This window comes from Burkholderia sp. BKH01 (genome assembly GCF_025685725.1).
Lineage (GTDB): Bacteria > Pseudomonadota > Gammaproteobacteria > Burkholderiales > Burkholderiaceae > Burkholderia > Burkholderia pyrrocinia_C.
In genome coordinates, this window is record NZ_JAOTQT010000037.1 from 38,209 (window position 1) to 53,977 (window position 15,769).

General features: G+C 68.3%; 15 protein-coding genes and 1 tRNA gene. 14 read left to right on the forward strand and 2 right to left on the reverse strand.

What is annotated here, in order from left to right; genetic code table 11:
• Positions 1-35: 35 nt before the first annotated feature.
• A complete protein-coding gene (gene dprA / locus OEJ37_RS32710; RefSeq protein WP_411859304.1) occupies positions 36-1,478 on the reverse strand; it encodes a DNA-processing protein DprA in 1,443 nt (480 codons plus the stop codon).
• Positions 1,479-1,549: 71 nt separating this feature from the next.
• Between dprA and def the strand changes: the two genes are divergently transcribed.
• From def to OEJ37_RS32780, 14 genes are all read left to right on the forward strand, one after another.
• Complete coding sequence (def, locus tag OEJ37_RS32715) at positions 1,550-2,053, forward strand: peptide deformylase (protein ID WP_034179358.1); 504 nt, start codon at positions 1,550-1,552, stop codon at positions 2,051-2,053.
• A 34-nt stretch (positions 2,054-2,087) separates the two neighbouring features.
• Positions 2,088-3,071: a methionyl-tRNA formyltransferase gene (gene fmt / locus OEJ37_RS32720; RefSeq protein ID WP_175947037.1), complete on the forward strand. Its 984-nt coding sequence runs from the start codon at positions 2,088-2,090 to the stop codon at positions 3,069-3,071.
• Positions 3,072-3,191: 120 nt separating this feature from the next.
• Positions 3,192-3,827: a LysE family translocator gene (locus OEJ37_RS32725; RefSeq protein ID WP_263349143.1), complete on the forward strand. Its 636-nt coding sequence runs from the start codon at positions 3,192-3,194 to the stop codon at positions 3,825-3,827.
• A gap of 100 nt (positions 3,828-3,927) precedes the next feature.
• Positions 3,928-4,785, forward strand: a complete 858-nt coding sequence (gene htpX, locus OEJ37_RS32730; protein WP_014895693.1) for a zinc metalloprotease HtpX — start codon at positions 3,928-3,930, stop codon at positions 4,783-4,785.
• A gap of 220 nt (positions 4,786-5,005) precedes the next feature.
• The gene (rsmB, locus tag OEJ37_RS32735; RefSeq protein ID WP_174420266.1) at positions 5,006-6,397 is read left to right on the forward strand and encodes a 16S rRNA (cytosine(967)-C(5))-methyltransferase RsmB; all 1,392 of its coding nucleotides are present in this window, start codon (positions 5,006-5,008) and stop codon (positions 6,395-6,397) included.
• Complete coding sequence (locus OEJ37_RS32740) at positions 6,394-6,984, forward strand: DUF4390 domain-containing protein (protein WP_034179354.1); 591 nt, start codon at positions 6,394-6,396, stop codon at positions 6,982-6,984. The genes rsmB and OEJ37_RS32740 overlap by 4 nt, the downstream gene beginning before the upstream one ends.
• Positions 6,974-9,388 carry a sensor histidine kinase EsaS gene (gene esaS / locus OEJ37_RS32745; protein WP_263349146.1) on the forward strand — a complete coding sequence of 805 codons (2,415 nt, stop codon included), beginning with the start codon at positions 6,974-6,976 and terminating at the stop codon, positions 9,386-9,388. The genes OEJ37_RS32740 and esaS overlap by 11 nt, the downstream gene beginning before the upstream one ends.
• The gene (gene esaR, locus OEJ37_RS32750; RefSeq protein WP_174420268.1) at positions 9,389-10,090 is read left to right on the forward strand and encodes a response regulator transcription factor EsaR; all 702 of its coding nucleotides are present in this window, start codon (positions 9,389-9,391) and stop codon (positions 10,088-10,090) included.
• 59 nt (positions 10,091-10,149) lie between these two features.
• A tRNA-Phe gene (locus OEJ37_RS32755) sits at positions 10,150-10,225 on the forward strand.
• Between the two features lie 351 nt (positions 10,226-10,576).
• Positions 10,577-11,311 (forward strand): 7-cyano-7-deazaguanine synthase QueC, encoded by a 735-nt coding sequence (gene queC, locus OEJ37_RS32760; protein ID WP_174420269.1) that lies wholly within the window; start codon positions 10,577-10,579, stop codon positions 11,309-11,311.
• A 74-nt stretch (positions 11,312-11,385) separates the two neighbouring features.
• Positions 11,386-12,018: a 7-carboxy-7-deazaguanine synthase gene (queE, locus tag OEJ37_RS32765; RefSeq protein WP_072437609.1), complete on the forward strand. Its 633-nt coding sequence runs from the start codon at positions 11,386-11,388 to the stop codon at positions 12,016-12,018.
• A gap of 18 nt (positions 12,019-12,036) precedes the next feature.
• Positions 12,037-12,489: a 6-carboxytetrahydropterin synthase QueD gene (queD, locus tag OEJ37_RS32770; protein WP_006482561.1), complete on the forward strand. Its 453-nt coding sequence runs from the start codon at positions 12,037-12,039 to the stop codon at positions 12,487-12,489.
• A 314-nt stretch (positions 12,490-12,803) separates the two neighbouring features.
• Positions 12,804-13,589 (forward strand): HpcH/HpaI aldolase family protein, encoded by a 786-nt coding sequence (locus OEJ37_RS32775; RefSeq protein ID WP_174420270.1) that lies wholly within the window; start codon positions 12,804-12,806, stop codon positions 13,587-13,589.
• Positions 13,586-14,362, forward strand: a complete 777-nt coding sequence (locus OEJ37_RS32780) for a tetratricopeptide repeat protein (RefSeq protein ID WP_263349151.1) — start codon at positions 13,586-13,588, stop codon at positions 14,360-14,362. Before OEJ37_RS32775 ends, OEJ37_RS32780 begins: the two co-directional genes overlap by 4 nt.
• A gap of 91 nt (positions 14,363-14,453) precedes the next feature.
• Here OEJ37_RS32780 and rodA read toward each other — a convergent pair whose 3' ends face one another.
• Positions 14,454-15,602 carry a rod shape-determining protein RodA gene (gene rodA / locus OEJ37_RS32785; protein ID WP_152860840.1) on the reverse strand — a complete coding sequence of 383 codons (1,149 nt, stop codon included), beginning with the start codon at positions 15,600-15,602 and terminating at the stop codon, positions 14,454-14,456.
• Positions 15,603-15,769 lie beyond the last annotated feature (167 nt).

Consider the following 15,769-nt stretch of genomic DNA (forward strand, 5'->3'; position numbering starts at 1 on the left):
GATTTCCTTGAGTATCGTCGGCGGCGCGGCCGCCCCTATTCGGGGAAATGTAGCACGCCGCGCGCAGGCGGGGTGGGGGCCGCGTCAAGCCGCGCGAAGCGTCCGCCGGGGAGACTCGCGACGCGACCGGCCAGTTCGAGCGCGAGCAGCACGCGGTGCAGCACGTCGTCGGACAGGCCGCTGTGTTCGGCGAGCCATTCGTATGTGACGGGGCCGTATCCCAGTGCGGCGAGCACGGCCTGTTCGGACGGGGTGCCGAGCGAGAGAGGCGGGGATGCCTCGATTCGGGCTGGCGCGGCGGCCGGACCGGAGGCGGCCGCTTCCACGATGCCGGCGGAGGCGTGCTGGCCGGAGGCTTCGGTTGCGCGAATCTGGCCGGGGTTCGCGCCCTGAATTCCGGGGCAGGCCACACCGGTCATCGGTTCTCCCAGCCCGTATTCTTCGAGAATATCGAGCGGCGCTGCCGTGAGCTTCGCGCCGTCGCGGATCAGCGCGTGGCAGCCCTGCGCGAGCGGTGCGTGGATCGAGCCAGGCATCGCGAACACATCGCGCCCCAGTTCGTTCGCGAGCCGCGCGGTGATCAGCGAGCCGGAGCGCGGGGCTGCCTCGACGACGAGCGCGCCGATCGCGAGCGCGGCGATCAGCCGGTTGCGCTGCGGGAAATGCGCGGCGCGGGCCGGCGTACCGAGCGGCCATTCCGACAGGATCGCACCGTGCGCGGCAATCTCGTGGGCGAGTGCGCGGTGCCGTGCCGGATAGACGAGGTCGGCGCCCGTTGCGATCACCGCGACCGTGCCCGACCGGCCGTCGAGCCCGCCGCGATGCGCGGCGCCGTCGATCCCGAGCGCAAGGCCCGAGACGATCGGGAGCCCCGCGTCGGACAACTCGCGTGCGAAGCGCGTCGCGTCGGCGAGCCCCTGCGGCGTCGCGTGGCGGCTGCCGACCACGGCGAAGCCGCGTGCGTGCAGCAGGTCGAGCCGGCCCTTTATATATAGCAGCGGCGGCGGGTCGTGCAGGTCGCGCAGCCGCGGCGGGTAGGCCGGATCGCTGAGCGTGACGAGCGCGTTGCCCGGCGCATCGAGCCACGCTAGCGCGGCATCGGTGCGCGCATCGAGATCGTCGCGTTCGCTTGCGCGCACGGCCTGCGCGGCGGCCGGGCTGCTCACGGCGGCAATGGCCTGGTCGGACGCGCGCAGCAGCGCCGCCGGCGAGCCGAACGCGTCGAGCAGCGCCTGCAGTACGGCGGGTGCGAGGCCGGGCGCATGTGCGAGCTGCAGCCACGCGCGCAACGCGGAGGTGGTCAGCGCGTGCGGCGACATGAGGCTGCCCTCGAACGCAGCGGCCAGCGGACCGCGTGGCGCCATGATAAAATTTTCATCATCCGAAATACTCGACAGGGCCGCGCGCGCAGGCGCCCGGCCAATTGCAGGAGGCGCGATTCGCGGCATTGATACGCCGCGCATCCGCCTCATCTTCATTGCATCGCGGCGGCGGCGCCAGCCGGCCGGATGGCCGATGCGGCACGCCGCGCCACCGAATACCGAACACCATGGCTTTGCTCAACATTCTTCATTACCCCGACAAGCGGCTGCACAAGGTCGCCAAGCCCGTCGACAAGGTCGACGACCGGATCCGCAAGCTCGTCGCCGACATGGCCGAGACCATGTACGCGGCGCCCGGCATCGGCCTTGCGGCCACGCAGGTCGACGTGCACGAGCGCGTGATCGTGATCGACGTTTCCGAGGAAAAGAACGAGTTGCGCGCGTTCATCAACCCCGAGATCGTCTGGTCGAGCGACGTGAAGCAGATCTATGAAGAGGGCTGCCTGTCGGTGCCCGGCATCTACGACGAAGTCGAGCGTCCCGACCACGTGCGCGTGCGCGCGCTCAACGAGCAGGGCGAGGCGTTCGAGCTCGACTGCGAGGGCCTGCTTGCCGTGTGCGTCCAGCACGAGATGGATCACCTGATGGGGCGCGTGTTCGTCGAATACCTGTCGCCGCTCAAGCAGACGCGCATCAAGACGAAGATGAAGAAACTCGAACGTGCGATGTGACGCGCGTTCATCCTGCCCGACCCCGAACGCTGTCATGACCCATACGTTGCGCGTGATTTTTGCCGGCACGCCGGAATTTGCCGCGGCTGCCCTCGCCGCGATCCACGAGGCCGGTTTTCCGGTGCCGCTCGTGCTCACCCAGCCCGATCGCCCGGCCGGCCGCGGCATGAAACTGCAGGCGAGCGCCGTGAAGCGCTACGCCGTCGAGCATGGCATGCCCGTCGCGCAGCCGCCGTCGCTGCGCCGCGCGGGCAAGTACCCCGCGGAGGCGGCCGACGCGATCGAGCTGCTGCGCACGACGCCGCACGACGTGATGGTGGTCGCCGCGTACGGCCTGCTGCTGCCGCAGGAGGTGCTCGACATTCCGCGCAGCGGCTGCATCAACATCCATGCGTCGCTGCTGCCGCGCTGGCGCGGCGCCGCGCCGATCCACCGCGCGATCGAGGCCGGCGACGCCGAGACGGGCGTCACGCTGATGCAGATGGACGTCGGCCTCGACACCGGCGCGATGATCGAAGAGGCACGCATCGCGATCGCGCCCGACGACACGACCGCAACGCTGCACGACCGGCTGGCCGCCGACGGCGCGCGGCTGATCGTCGACGCGCTGGTGCGGCTCGAGCGCGACGGCACGCTGCCGGCGACGCCGCAGCCGGCCGACGGCGTGACCTATGCGGAAAAGATCGGCAAGCACGAAGCGGCGCTCGACTGGCGCAAGCCTGCCGACGTGCTCGCGCGCCAGGTGCGTGCGTTCGATCCGTTCCCCGGCGGCGTCGCGACGCTCGACGGCGCGGCAATCAAGCTGTGGGCGGCCGAGCCGGTGGCGGCGCGCGGCGACGCGGCGCCCGGCACGATCGTCGAAGCCGCGCCGGAAGGCGTGGTCGTCGCATGCGGCAGCGGCGCGCTGCGCGTCACGCAGTTGCAGAAGCCGGGCGGCAAGCGGCTGCCCGCGCGCGAATTCCTGGCCGGCTCGCCGCTCGCCGCGGGCCAGCGTTTCGCGCCGACCGACGTTGCGTAACGTGACCTGACTGCCATTCGACACGGCCTGCCGGCCCTGCGCAATCGGCCGGACGGCCGAGTCGCGCAGCGCGGCAGGCGCGCGTAGAATTTCCCTGCGCTCTCCGGTTTCGAGGTTTTCATGTTCGGCATCACCCATTTCGGCTTCTTCGTGCTGGCAGTTTTCCTGCTGAACGTCACGCCCGGCCCCGACACGGCCTACATCGTCGGCCGCAGCGTCGCGCAGGGCCGCGGCGCGGGGCTGATGTCGGCGCTCGGCATTTCGGTCGGCTGCTGCGTTCACGCGCTCGCGTGCGCATTCGGCCTGACCGCGCTGCTTGCAGCGTCGGCTGCCGCGTTCACGGTGATCAAGCTGGTCGGCGCCGCGTACCTGATCTATCTGGGCGTGCGGATGATCGTCGCGAAGCAGGCGGCTGCACCGTCGGGCGCCGCCGCCGCACAGGCCGCGAAGCCGCTGCGGCAACTGTTCATGCAGGGCTTCTGGACCAACGTGCTGAACCCTAAGGTCGTGCTGTTCTTCGTGTCGTTCTTCCCGCAGTTCGTCTCGGTCGACAGCCCGCACAAGGCATTGGCGTTCCTGACCCTCGGCGCGGTGTTCGTCGCGATGAGCACGGTCTGGACCAGCCTGGTCGCATGGGTCGCGGGCAGCGTCACGCAACGCTTTTCCGGCAAGCCGGGCGTCAAGAAGTGGCTCGACCGCACGGTCGGCAGTGCTTTCGTCGGCCTCGGCCTGCGTCTTGCAACATCGCAACGCTGAGATTGAATTTTTCCGGCAAGACCTTATCTAACAAATCGCTTACAATTTTCCGTCGCGCCCTGTGATGCGCGGCGGGTCCCCTGACGGATAAGGAGTGGGTATGTTCAATTGGGTCAAAACGGCGATGCTGATGGCCGGGATCACGGCCCTGTTCATCGTGATCGGCGGCATGATCGGCGGCTCGCGCGGCATGACGATCGCGCTGCTGTTCGCGCTCGGCATGAATTTCTTCTCGTACTGGTTCTCCGACAAGATGGTGCTGCGCATGTACAACGCGCAGGAAGTCGACGAGAACACGGCGCCGCAGTTCTACCGGATGGTGCGCGAGCTGGCCACGCGCGCGAACCTGCCGATGCCGCGCGTCTACCTGATCAACGAGGATGCGCCGAACGCGTTCGCGACGGGCCGCAACCCCGAGCACGCGGCGGTCGCCGCGACGACGGGCATCCTGCGCGTGCTGTCGGAGCGCGAGATGCGCGGTGTGATGGCGCACGAGCTCGCGCACGTGAAGCACCGCGACATCCTGATCTCGACGATCACCGCGACGATGGCGGGTGCGATCTCGGCACTCGCGAACTTCGCGATGTTCTTCGGCGGGCGCGACGAGAACGGCCGGCCGGCCAACCCGATCGCGGGTATTGCGGTCGCGCTGCTCGCACCGATTGCCGGCGCGCTGATCCAGATGGCGATTTCGCGGGCACGCGAGTTCGAGGCCGACCGCGGCGGCGCACAGATTTCCGGCGATCCGCAGTCGCTTGCGACCGCGCTCGACAAGATCCATCGCTATGCGGCCGGCATCCCGTTCCAGGCCGCCGAAGCGCATCCGGCCACCGCGCAGATGATGATCATGAACCCGCTCCACGGCGGTGGCCTGCAGAACCTGTTCTCGACGCACCCGGCCACCGAGGAGCGCATCGCGCGCCTGATGGAGATGGCGCGTACCGGCCGCTTCGATTAAGTCTCGGCGCACCGCGCGGCCGTTGCCGCGTGGCGTCCCCCTCGCCACCCCGCACGCTTCGCGCTGCGGGGTGTTTCATTTGTGCGCGCGGTAAACGGGCCAAAGGGGCCGCATGGTCGCACGCTACAATGCGCGGTTTGGGATCGCTGGGCCGCGCGGCCTCCGCGATCCCGCCGTTTGCCGCATTTGCTTGCTGCGTTTGTTTGCCGATTTCGCTCCGATGACACGAACCCGTTCTTCCGCTCCGTCTTCTTCCGGCCGCCCGGCGCGCCTGTCCGCGCTGCACCTTGCGCCCGAATCGCTCGGCTTCGCACTCGACGCGGCCGCGCAGGCGGTCGATGCGGTACGGCGCGGCACCGCGCTGCCGGCAGCGCTGTCGGTGGTATTCGCGCAGATGGCGTCCGGTGCGCAGGCGCTCGCGCGCGGCGCGACGCAGGACGTTGCGTACCGGACGATGCGACGCCTCGGCAGCGCGGACTGGCTGATCGGCAAGTTCGTCAGCAAGGCGCCGCCCGCGCACGTGCACGCGGTGCTCGCCGGCGCGCTCGCGCTGCTGCTCGACCCGGCGGACGATGCCGCGTACCCGGCGTTCACGGTGGTCGACCAGGCCGTCACCGTAATCGGCGCGCGGCGCGAATTTGCGTTCGCGAAGGGAATGGTCAACGCGGTGCTGCGCCGTTTCCTGCGCGAGCGCGACGCGCTCGTCGCGGCGATGCGGGACGACGCCGTCGCGCGCTGGAACTACCGCGCATGGTGGGTCGATGCGGTGAAGCGCGCGTGGCCCGACGCATGGCAGGCGATCCTCGCGGCCGGCGAGCGCCAGGGGCCGCTGACGCTGCGCGTGAATGCGCGCCGCGCGAGCGTCGACGCGTATCTCGACACGCTGCGCGCGAGCGGGATCGACGCGACCGCGATCGGCCGGCATGCGGTGCGGCTCGCATCGGCGCTGCCGGTCGAGCGCATTCCGGGATTCGCCGACGGCGTGGTGTCGGTGCAGGATGCCGGCGCACAGCTCGCGGCCGAATGGCTCGGCGCGCGCGACGGCATGCGCGTGCTCGACGCATGCGCGGCACCCGGCGGCAAGACCGGCCACATTCTCGAACTGGCCGATGCGGAAGTCGTTGCGCTCGAAAGCGACGCGACGCGCGCGGCGCGCATCGGCGAGAACCTCGTGCGCCTGTCGCTCGCAGCGGATGTGCGTGTCGGCGATGCGGGCGCGCCCGACGCATGGTACGACGGGCGCCCGTTCGACCGTATCCTGGCCGACGTGCCATGCTCGGCCTCCGGCATCGTGCGGCGGCATCCGGACATTCGCTGGCTGCGCCGCGAGGCCGACATCCCGGCGCTCGTCGCGGAACAGCGCCGCATCCTGTCGGCGTTGTGGCCGCTCGTGAAACCGGGCGGCGAATTGCTTTACGTGACCTGTTCGATCTTCCCCGAAGAAGGTGAGTTGCAGGCCCGCTGGTTTGAAGCGGCTTGTGAAGATGCGGTACGATTGGACGCCCCCGGCCAGCTGCTGCCGGGCGGAGTGCAGGGAGGGGCGGCCGCCGGCGCACTCGACCAGAACACCGATCACGACGGATTTTTCTACGCGCGGTTTCAGAAACGGTGACGATCAAACACCTTTTTCCACTTCGGCTCGCGGCCGTCCTGATGGTCGCGTTGACGCTGTGCCTGGCCGTCGTCCGGCCGGCGCATGCCCAGTCGATCGCCGTGCAGCGCGCGTCGCTCCAGGCCGACGGAAGCGGCTGGAGCCTCGACGCCCGTTTCGACTTCGAGCTGAATCCGAACCTCGAGGATGCCGTCAACAAGGGCATCCCGCTTTACTTCACGACCGACTTCGAGCTGAGCCGCGCGCGCTGGTACTGGTTCGACGAGCAGCCGGTGTCGGTGACGCAGACGATCCGCCTGTCGTTCCAGCCGCTCACGCGCGAATACCGCGTGTCGACGGGCGGCCTGCAGCTCGGCTTCCCGTCGCTGAAGGACGCGCTCGCGGTCGTCCGGCACATCACGTCGTGGCATGTGATCGACCGCAACCAGGTGCGCCTGGGGGAAACCTACATGGCATCGGTGCGGATGCAGCTCGATACGGCGCTGATGCCGAAGCCGTTCCAGGTCGACGCCGTGAACAACCGCGACTGGACGCTCGGGTCGGACTGGAAGCGCTTCAACTTCACGGTGACCGAACGTGCTAAATAAAGTGCGCCGCGCGGCCAGCGGGAAGAGCCTCCTCGTTCGCGTGATCGTCTCGACCGTCGCGCTCACCGCGCTGCTGCTGCTCGTGCTGCTCGCGGCCGCGAGCGCGAACACCGAATTCTTCGACCGCTACTACTCGTGGCTGTACGCGACCAACATCGTCGTCGCGCTCGTATTCCTGCTCGTGGTGCTCGGGCTGATCGGGATGATCGTCGTGCGCCTGAGGAAGGGCAAGTTCGGCACGCGGCTGCTCGCGAAGCTCGCGGTGTTCTTCGCGCTCGTCGGCGTGGTGCCGGGCGGGATCATCTACATCGTGTCGTACCAGTTCGTGTCGCGCAGCATCGAGTCGTGGTTCGACGTGAACGTCGAGACGGCGCTGACGGCCGGCCTGAACCTCGGCCGCGGGATGCTCGATGCGTCGCTGTCCGATCTGCAGACGAAGGCGCGACTGATGTCCGACCAGCTCGCGAGCGTCGATGCGAACACGAACGGCACGACGCTCACGCTGCTGCGGCTGCGCGACCAGTTCGGCGTGCAGGACGCGACGATCGTCGAGCCGGGCCGCGGCGGCTCGGGCGCGGCGCCCGAACTGCATATCGTCGCGCAGGCGTCGGGCAATTTCGCGGCGCTGATTCCGGATGACCTGCCGACGCCGCTGATGCTGAGCCAGGCGCGCGAACACGGCGCGTACGCGGCGATCGAAGGCGAAGTCGACGGCGACCCGCGCGCGCACGGTGCGAAGGGCGCGCTGCGGCTGCGCGTCGTGCGGCCGATTCCCGATGCGACGACGTCGCTGCTGCAGCCGGCCGAACGTTTCCTGCAGCTCACGCAACCGGTGCCGCCGACGCTTGCGCACAACGCGGACGCCGTGCAGCGCGCCTATCGCGAGTACCAGGAAAAGGCGCTCGGCCGCACCGGCTTGCGCAAGATGTACATCGGCACGCTGACGCTCGCGCTGTTCCTCGCGACCTTCATCGCGATGATGCTCGCGCTTGCGCTCGGCCAGCAGCTTGCGCGGCCGCTGTTCCTGCTCGCGCAGGGCACGAAGGAGATCACGGAAGGCGACTACACGCCGAAGCGCGAGATCAAGACGCGCGACGAGCTCGGTTTCCTCACGCAGTCGTTCAACGCGATGACGCGCCAGTTGTCCGAGGCGCGGCTCGCGGTCGAGAAGAACCGCATCGCGCTCGAGCATTCGAAGACGTATCTCGAAAGCATCCTCGCGAACCTGACGGCCGGTGTGTTCGTACTCGACCGCCAGTTCCGGCTGACGACGGCCAATCGCGGTGCCGAGCGAATCTTCCGGCAGCCGTTCAACGCGCTGATCGGCACGACACTCGACCGGATCGGCGTTGCCGCGGGGTTCGGCGCGATGGTGCGCAAGGCGTTCGCCGATCGCGAGGCGGCGTCCGACGGCGCCAGCGGCGATCGCGGCCACTGGCAGCAGCAGTTCGCGATCGAGGTGCCGGGCGAAGCCGATCCGCTGACGCTGCTCGTGCGCGGCACGCGCCTCGTGTTGACGGTCGACGGGCAGGCCGACGATCCGCAGACATCCGGTTACGTCGTCGTGTTCGACGACATTTCCGACGTGATTTCCGCGCAGCGTTCGGTCGCGTGGGGCGAGGTCGCGCGGCGGCTTGCGCACGAGATCAAGAATCCGTTGACGCCGATCCAGCTGTCGGCCGAGCGGCTGCAGATGAAGCTGTCCGACAAGCTCGCGCCGCCCGACGCGGATGTGCTCAAGCGCGGCGCGACGATGATCGTCAACCAGGTGGCCGCGATGAAACGGATGGTCGACGATTTCCGCGAATACGCGCGCACGCCGCCGGCGGTGCTCGCGAACCTGCAGTTGAACGAACTGGCGAGCGAGGTGCTCGGGCTGTATGGTGTCGGCGAGGGCAAGAGCCCGATCGTCGCCGAGCTCGCGCCGTCGCTGCCGGTGATTCGCGGCGACGCGACGCAATTGCGCCAGGTGATCCACAACCTGCTGCAGAATGCGCAGGATTCGGTCGCGGAAGTCGCGCATCCGCGTGTGTTGATCGAAACCAAGACAGTAGAATATGGCGATCCCGACGCCGAGGGCAAAACGCGCGTCGCGGTACGTCTTACCGTGTCCGACAACGGGCCCGGTTTTCCGGCACGCATCCTGACCCGCGCGTTCGAGCCTTACGTGACGACGAAGGCGAAGGGCACGGGGCTCGGGTTGGCCACGGTCAAGAAAATCGTCGACGAGCACGGTGCGCGGATCGATCTGCGCAATCGCATGCACGGCGAGACCGTCGAGGGTGCGCAGGTGTCGATCCTGTTCCTGCAGATGGCGAGCGATGCGCCAGGCGCCGAAACAGGCGCGCAGGGCGGGACGACCCCCGCTAAGACAAAAGCAAGTGAGCAGACAAGGGCAGCGTAAATGGCAACCATCCTGGTGGTAGATGATGAAATGGGCATCCGGGAATTGCTCTCGGAGATCCTCAGCGATGAAGGACATGTCGTCGAGGCAGCGGAGAACGCGCAAGCCGCGCGGGAATACCGGCTGAATCAGGTGCCCGATCTCGTGCTGCTCGATATCTGGATGCCCGATACCGACGGCGTCACGTTGCTCAAGGAATGGGCGGCGCAGGGGCTGCTGACGATGCCCGTGATCATGATGTCCGGGCACGCGACGATCGATACGGCCGTCGAGGCGACGAAGATCGGCGCGCTCGATTTCCTCGAGAAGCCGATCGCGTTGCAGAAGCTGCTGAAGTCCGTCGAGCACGGTCTCGCACGCGGCGCGACGCCGGTGTCCGCCAACGCGGCGGCGAAGGCCGGTGCCGGACAGGCCGCGGGGGCCGCGGCGGTTGCATCCGCGGCTGCGCTGCCGACGCTCGGCGACGACATGGCGGCGGCACTCGGCCTCGCGGGGCAGACGGCCGCGATCCCGTTCGACATCCCGTTGCGCGAAGCGCGCGATGCGTTCGAGCGCGCGTACTTCGAATATCACCTCGCGCGCGAGAACGGCAGCATGACGCGCGTCGCGGAGAAGACGGGCCTCGAGCGCACGCACCTGTATCGCAAGCTCAAGCAGCTCGGCGTCGAACTCGGCAAGAAGCCGGCCGAAGGCGCCGTATAAATTTTTTGCGAAAACGCTTGAGCAGGTGAGAAAAGCTCGATATACTTTCATTCTTCGTTGGCCCGGTAGCTCAGTTGGTAGAGCAGCGGATTGAAAATCCGCGTGTCGATGGTTCGATTCCGTCCCAGGCCACCAGCAGTTCCAACCCCAAGAATCGGAAGGTTCTTGGGGTTTTTCGTTTGTGGTGGGTATTGCGTGCCATAGGCGGCGTGCGCGGCAGCATTCGCGTGGGCATGATAAAATCCGTGCCCGCTCAATGACTTAGCGCATCGCTACATGCGCACGGCAGGCTGCCAGTGATGCGCCGCCGTGACGCGCGGCAACGATGCCGCGCGATGGGCGGTATAAGCGCTCCGCCGCGTTCGCGGCCGACCGCGCTGCCTATACTGGTCGAGCCGGCGCAGGCCGGCACGCGTCGGGCCGCCCGGCGGCAGCCGGCCCCGGGGCGCAGCGCGACGCGAGCCTACACATTCACGGAGTATCACGGTGATTCGGACAGACGCTAAAGACGGCGCGCTCGTGTTGTTTTCCGGCGGGCAGGACTCGGCCACGTGCGTGGCATGGGCGCTCGAACGCTACCAGACGGTCGAGACGCTTGGCTTCGATTACGGCCAGCGCCATCGGGTCGAGCTCGAATGTCGCGAAGGCGTGCGCGAAGCACTGAAGCACAAGTTTCCCGCGTGGTCGGACCGGCTCGGCGACGATCACATGATCGACCTGTCGGTGCTCGGCGCGATCAGCGATACAGCGATGACGCGCACGATCGAGATCGAGACGGCGGCGAACGGCCTGCCGAACACGTTCGTGCCGGGCCGCAACCTGATGTTCATGACGATCGCCGCGGCGATCGCCTATCGCCGCGGGCTGCGCGTGCTGGTCGGCGGGATGTGCGAGACTGATTTTTCGGGCTACCCCGACTGCCGCGACGACACGATGAAGGCGCTGCAGGTCGCGCTGAACCTCGGGATGGACACGCGCATCGTGCTCGAGACGCCGCTGATGTGGCTCGACAAGGCGCAGACGTGGCAGCTTGCCGAACAGCTCGGCGGCGAAGCGCTCGTCGAGCTGATCCGCGTCGAGACGCACACGTGCTACGTTGGCGAGCGCGCGGAGCTGCACGACTGGGGTTTCGGCTGCGGCGAGTGCCCGGCCTGCAAGCTGCGCAAGCGCGGCTACGAGGCCTACCTGAAGGGCGAGCGGGTGACCGAAGCGCCGCTGTGACGCGGCGCGCCGGCAGCGCTTGATGGATAACGGATTCTGATCGACAACGAGCGGCGCGAGCCGGACGAAGGACGATGACTTACGCGGTCAAGGAAATTTTCTACACGTTGCAGGGCGAGGGCGCGAACGCGGGCCGGCCGGCCGTGTTCTGCCGGTTCGCCGGCTGCAACCTGTGGTCGGGCCGCGAAGAGGATCGCGAGGAGGCCGTGTGCCGCTTCTGCGATACGGACTTCGTCGGCACCGACGGCGAGAACGGCGGCAAGTTCAAGGACGCCGAAGCGCTCGTCGCGACGATCGCCGGCCTGTGGCCGGATGGCGAAGCGCACCGCTTCGTCGTCTGCACGGGCGGCGAGCCGATGCTGCAGCTCGACCAGCCGCTCGTCGACGCGCTGCACGCGGCCGGCTTCGAGATCGCGATCGAGACCAACGGCTCGCTGCCGGTGCTCGAATCGATCGACTGGATCTGCGTGAGCCCGAAGGCCGACGCGCCGCTCGTCGTCACGAAGGGCAACGAACTGAAGGTCGTGATCCCGCAGGACAACCAGCGGCTGGCCGACTATGCGAAGCTCGACTTCGAGTATTTCCTCGTCCAGCCGATGGACGGCCCGTCGCGCGACCTCAATACGAAGCTCGCGATCGACTGGTGCAAGCGTCATCCGCAGTGGCGCCTGTCGATGCAGACCCACAAATATCTGAACATTCCCTGAGCCACGGCTTTTGACATCGTGCTGATTACCCGAAAACTCGAATTCGACGCGGGCCACCGCATTCCCGATCACCGCAGCCAGTGCAGGAACCTGCACGGCCATCGCTACGTGCTCGAAATCACGTTGCGCGGCGATCTCGTCGATACCGAGGGCGCGCCCGACCGCGGCATGGTGATGGATTTCGCCGACGTGAAGGCGCTCGCGATGGAGCACCTGGTCAGCAAGTGGGACCACGCGTTCCTGGTCTACGCGCGCGACGAGGTCGTGCGCTCGTTCCTCGAGCAGATGGCCGACCACAAGACCGTCGTGATCGACCGGATCCCGACCGTCGAGAACCTTGCGGCGATCGCGTTCGACCTGCTCGCGAACGTGTACGACGCGCACTACGGCGTGAACCTGCGCCTCGAGCGCGTGCGCCTGTACGAAACGCCGAACTGCTGGGCCGACGTCGAGCGCCAGCCCGGCCGCTGATCCTGCCTTCCCGGCAGCCCCGCCGTCCGGCGCGGGCTGCCCGCCACCGCGCGTCGCGGCCTCGTCCCGCGCCGGCGCTGCTCCCCGCCCATTCCCACATTCCGCGTAACGCCGCGCTATGATCGTTGCGTGGCACCGGAAAACGCATCGGTGTGCGGTCGTACGGCGCGCGCTGTCAGATTGGCCGCCCACAGCCGACTAACGTTGAAGGGCGCGGTCTGGCGCCGCCGTCGTGCCGCGCTGCCCGACGTGTGGCGCCCCTTCGCCTGTTGCTTGTCCCGTTCGATTGCCGTTCCGTCCAGGAGGCCGTATCGATGAGCACGCTCACCAATTCCCTCAAACAACGCCTGCGCGACGGCGACGAGCCGCTGTACGGCCTGTGGCTGTCGCTCGGCAGCGATTCGGCCGCGGAAGCGCTCGCGCACGCCGGCTACGACTGGCTTTGCATCGACATGGAGCACGCGCCGAACGATAGCCGCGACGTCACCTCGCAGTTGCGCGCGATCGCTGCCGCGCACCTGCCGAGCGAACCCGTCGTGCGCGTGCCGGCGCGCGAGCCGTGGCTCGTGAAGCGCGCGCTCGACGCCGGCGCACGCACGCTGATGTTTCCGTGCATCGAGACGCCCGACGACGCCGCGCACGCGGTGCGGCTCACGCGCTTCCCGTCGCCGGAATCGCCTGACGGGCTGCGCGGCGTCGCGGGCATGGTGCGCGCGGCGGCGTTCGGCATGCGTCGCGATTACGTGCAGACGGCAAACGCGCAGGTCGCGGTGATCGTGCAGATCGAATCGGCGCGCGGCGTCGACGAAGTCGAGCGGATCGCGGCGACGCCAGGCGTCGATTGCCTGTTCATCGGCCCGGCCGATCTCGCGGCGAGCCTCGGGCATCTCGGCGACATCCGCCACCCGGACGTCGAAACCGCGATGGCGCGCGTGCTCGCAGCAGGCAGGCAGGCCGGCGTCGCGGTCGGCATTTTCGCGGGCGACGCGGCGGGCGCGCGGCAGTATCGCGAGGCCGGCTACCGGATGATCACGCTGTCGGCCGACGTGAGCTGGCTGCTGCGTGCGACGCGGCAAGCGCTGCAGGAGGTACGGTCATGAACGGCGGTGACGGCGCGTCTTGCAGGCGCGCGCAGGGTGCGAGCGGTGCAAGCGGGCGGTTGGGCGCGATGCTCGGCCTGTGGGCCGTGTGTGTCGCGGCGGCCGCGCAGGGTGCGCCGCAAGCGAAGCCCGATCCGTCGCGCGAGACGCAATCGGCGGTCGCCGACTACAACGCCGGCGACTATCGCGCGGCACTGGTGCAGTTCCACGACGCGGCCGAGCGCGGCGACCGTCTCGCGCAGTTCAACTACGCGATGATGCTGCTGACGGGCGAAGGCGTGACGGCGAACATCGACGAAGGGCTGCGCTGGCTGAAGCGCGCGGCCGACTCGAACATGTCGCATGCGCAGTACGTGTACGGCCGGATGTTCGACGACGGCGAGTTCGTTGCGCGCAATCCGGCCGAAGCGCATCGCTGGTTCCTGCGCGCGGCGAAGCAGGGGCACGTGCAGGCCGAGTTGTCGCTCGCGAACCAGTTCCTCGACGGGCGCGGCACGCCGCGCGACAACCGGCAGGCGTTCGCGTGGTACAAGCAGGCCGCCGACGCGGGCGAGCCGACCGCGCAGTATGTGACCGCGTCGTTCTACGAGCGCGGCGGCGACGGCGTCGAGCAGAACCTGAATATCGCGCGGGCGTATTACGCGGCGGCGGCCGCGCAGGGCGACGAGACGGCCGGATTGAAATTCAAGGAGTTGAGCGCGCGGCTGAAGGCGCAGGGGCCGGCCTCGGGCGTCGGTGCGGAGCCGGGGAGCCCGCGCGCGGCACCGCAGTGAGTGGGCGCCGCGCCGCGTTGCCGCGTTCGAAACGCACGATAAAAAACGGCGCCGGAGCGCCGTTTTTCTTGGCTGCGGCCGTGCCGCGCGGTCAACTCTTCATCAGCCGCCGCTGTCGCCCGACGCTCATGATCATCCCGATCGCGATGCCGAGCGTCGCGAGCGCGGTGCCGCCGTAGCTCATGAACGGCAGCGGCACGCCGACGACCGGCAGCACGCCGCTCACCATCCCGATGTTGACGAACGCATAGACGAAGAACGCGAGCGTGAGCGAGCCCGCGAGCAGGCGGCCGAACAGCGTCGCGCCCTGCGCGGCGATATAGAGCCCGCGCGCGATCAGCGCCATGTACAGCGTCAGCAGCACGAGCCCGCCGACGAGCCCCCATTCCTCCGAGAACACCGCGAAGATGAAGTCGGTGTGCTTCTCCGGAATGAATTCGAGGTGCGCCTGCGTGCCTTTCAGGTAGCCCTTGCCGAGCACACCGCCCGAGCCGATCGCGATCACGGCCTGGATCGTGTGGAAGCCCTTGCCGAGCGGGTCGGAAGTCGGGTCGAGCAGCGTGCACACGCGGTGCTTCTGGTAGTCGTGCATCAGCGGCCACTGCACTTCGGGCTGGCAGATGCGGTCCTCGAACACGGCGATCGACCCGACCGCGATCACGCCCGCGACGAGCACCGGCACGATCAGCTTGAACGACAGGCCGGCGAGGTAGATCACGAAGAAGCCGGCCGCGAACACGAGCAGGCCCGTGCCGAGGTCGGGCTGCTTCGCGATCAGCCCGACCGGCACCATCAGGATCCCGAACGCGGCGAGGAAGTCGTACCAGCGCAGCCCGCCTTCGCGGCGCTGGTAGTACCACGCGAGCATCAGCGGTGTTGCGATCTTGAGGATCTCCGACGGCTGGATCACGACGCCGACGTTCAGCCAGCGCTTCGCGCCCTTCTTGGTCATCCCGAACAGCGCGACCGCGATCAGCAGCGCGACCCCGAACGTATAGAGCGGGACCGCGAAGCGCATCAGCGTAGTCGGCGGGATGTTGGCGATCACCCACATCAGCACGAACGTCAGCAGGATGTTGCGTAGCTGGTCCTCGACGCGGCCCGGCATGTCGATCGCCGCGCTGTACAGCGTGACGATGCCGACGCACAGCAGCAGGAACACGATGAGGGCGAGCGGGCGGTCGAAGCCCGCGAACATCTGCTTGATCTTGTCGAGCCAGGCGCGCTTGTCGAATTGCATGCCTTTCTCCGTTAATGAGCGGTGCCGGCGTCCGCCGCTTTCGCGGGGGCCGTCGCACGGTGGTTGTCGTCCCGCGGCGTGGCGACGAGCGGCTGCGCGTCGCTGGCGGGCCGGCGCGGCCGGTGCGGGCGCCGGATCGGCGGCAGGCTCGCGGCCCTGGGCGCCGC

Excerpts from the sequence above, each read along its gene's own strand:
- dprA (WP_411859304.1), bottom strand. The coding sequence starts at position 1,478 with ATGAAGATGAGGCGGATGCGCGGCGTATCAATGCCGCGAATCGCGCCT.
- rodA (WP_152860840.1), bottom strand. The coding sequence starts at position 15,602 with ATGCAATTCGACAAGCGCGCCTGGCTCGACAAGATCAAGCAGATGTTC.
- esaR (WP_174420268.1), top strand. The coding sequence starts at position 9,389 with ATGGCAACCATCCTGGTGGTAGATGATGAAATGGGCATCCGGGAATTG.
- OEJ37_RS32775 (WP_174420270.1), top strand. The coding sequence starts at position 12,804 with ATGAGCACGCTCACCAATTCCCTCAAACAACGCCTGCGCGACGGCGAC.
- OEJ37_RS32780 (WP_263349151.1), top strand. The coding sequence starts at position 13,586 with ATGAACGGCGGTGACGGCGCGTCTTGCAGGCGCGCGCAGGGTGCGAGC.
- OEJ37_RS32725 (WP_263349143.1), top strand. The coding sequence starts at position 3,192 with ATGTTCGGCATCACCCATTTCGGCTTCTTCGTGCTGGCAGTTTTCCTG.
- def (WP_034179358.1), top strand. The coding sequence starts at position 1,550 with ATGGCTTTGCTCAACATTCTTCATTACCCCGACAAGCGGCTGCACAAG.
- fmt (WP_175947037.1), top strand. The coding sequence starts at position 2,088 with ATGACCCATACGTTGCGCGTGATTTTTGCCGGCACGCCGGAATTTGCC.
- queE (WP_072437609.1), top strand. The coding sequence starts at position 11,386 with ATGACTTACGCGGTCAAGGAAATTTTCTACACGTTGCAGGGCGAGGGC.
- rsmB (WP_174420266.1), top strand. The coding sequence starts at position 5,006 with ATGACACGAACCCGTTCTTCCGCTCCGTCTTCTTCCGGCCGCCCGGCG.
- htpX (WP_014895693.1), top strand. The coding sequence starts at position 3,928 with ATGTTCAATTGGGTCAAAACGGCGATGCTGATGGCCGGGATCACGGCC.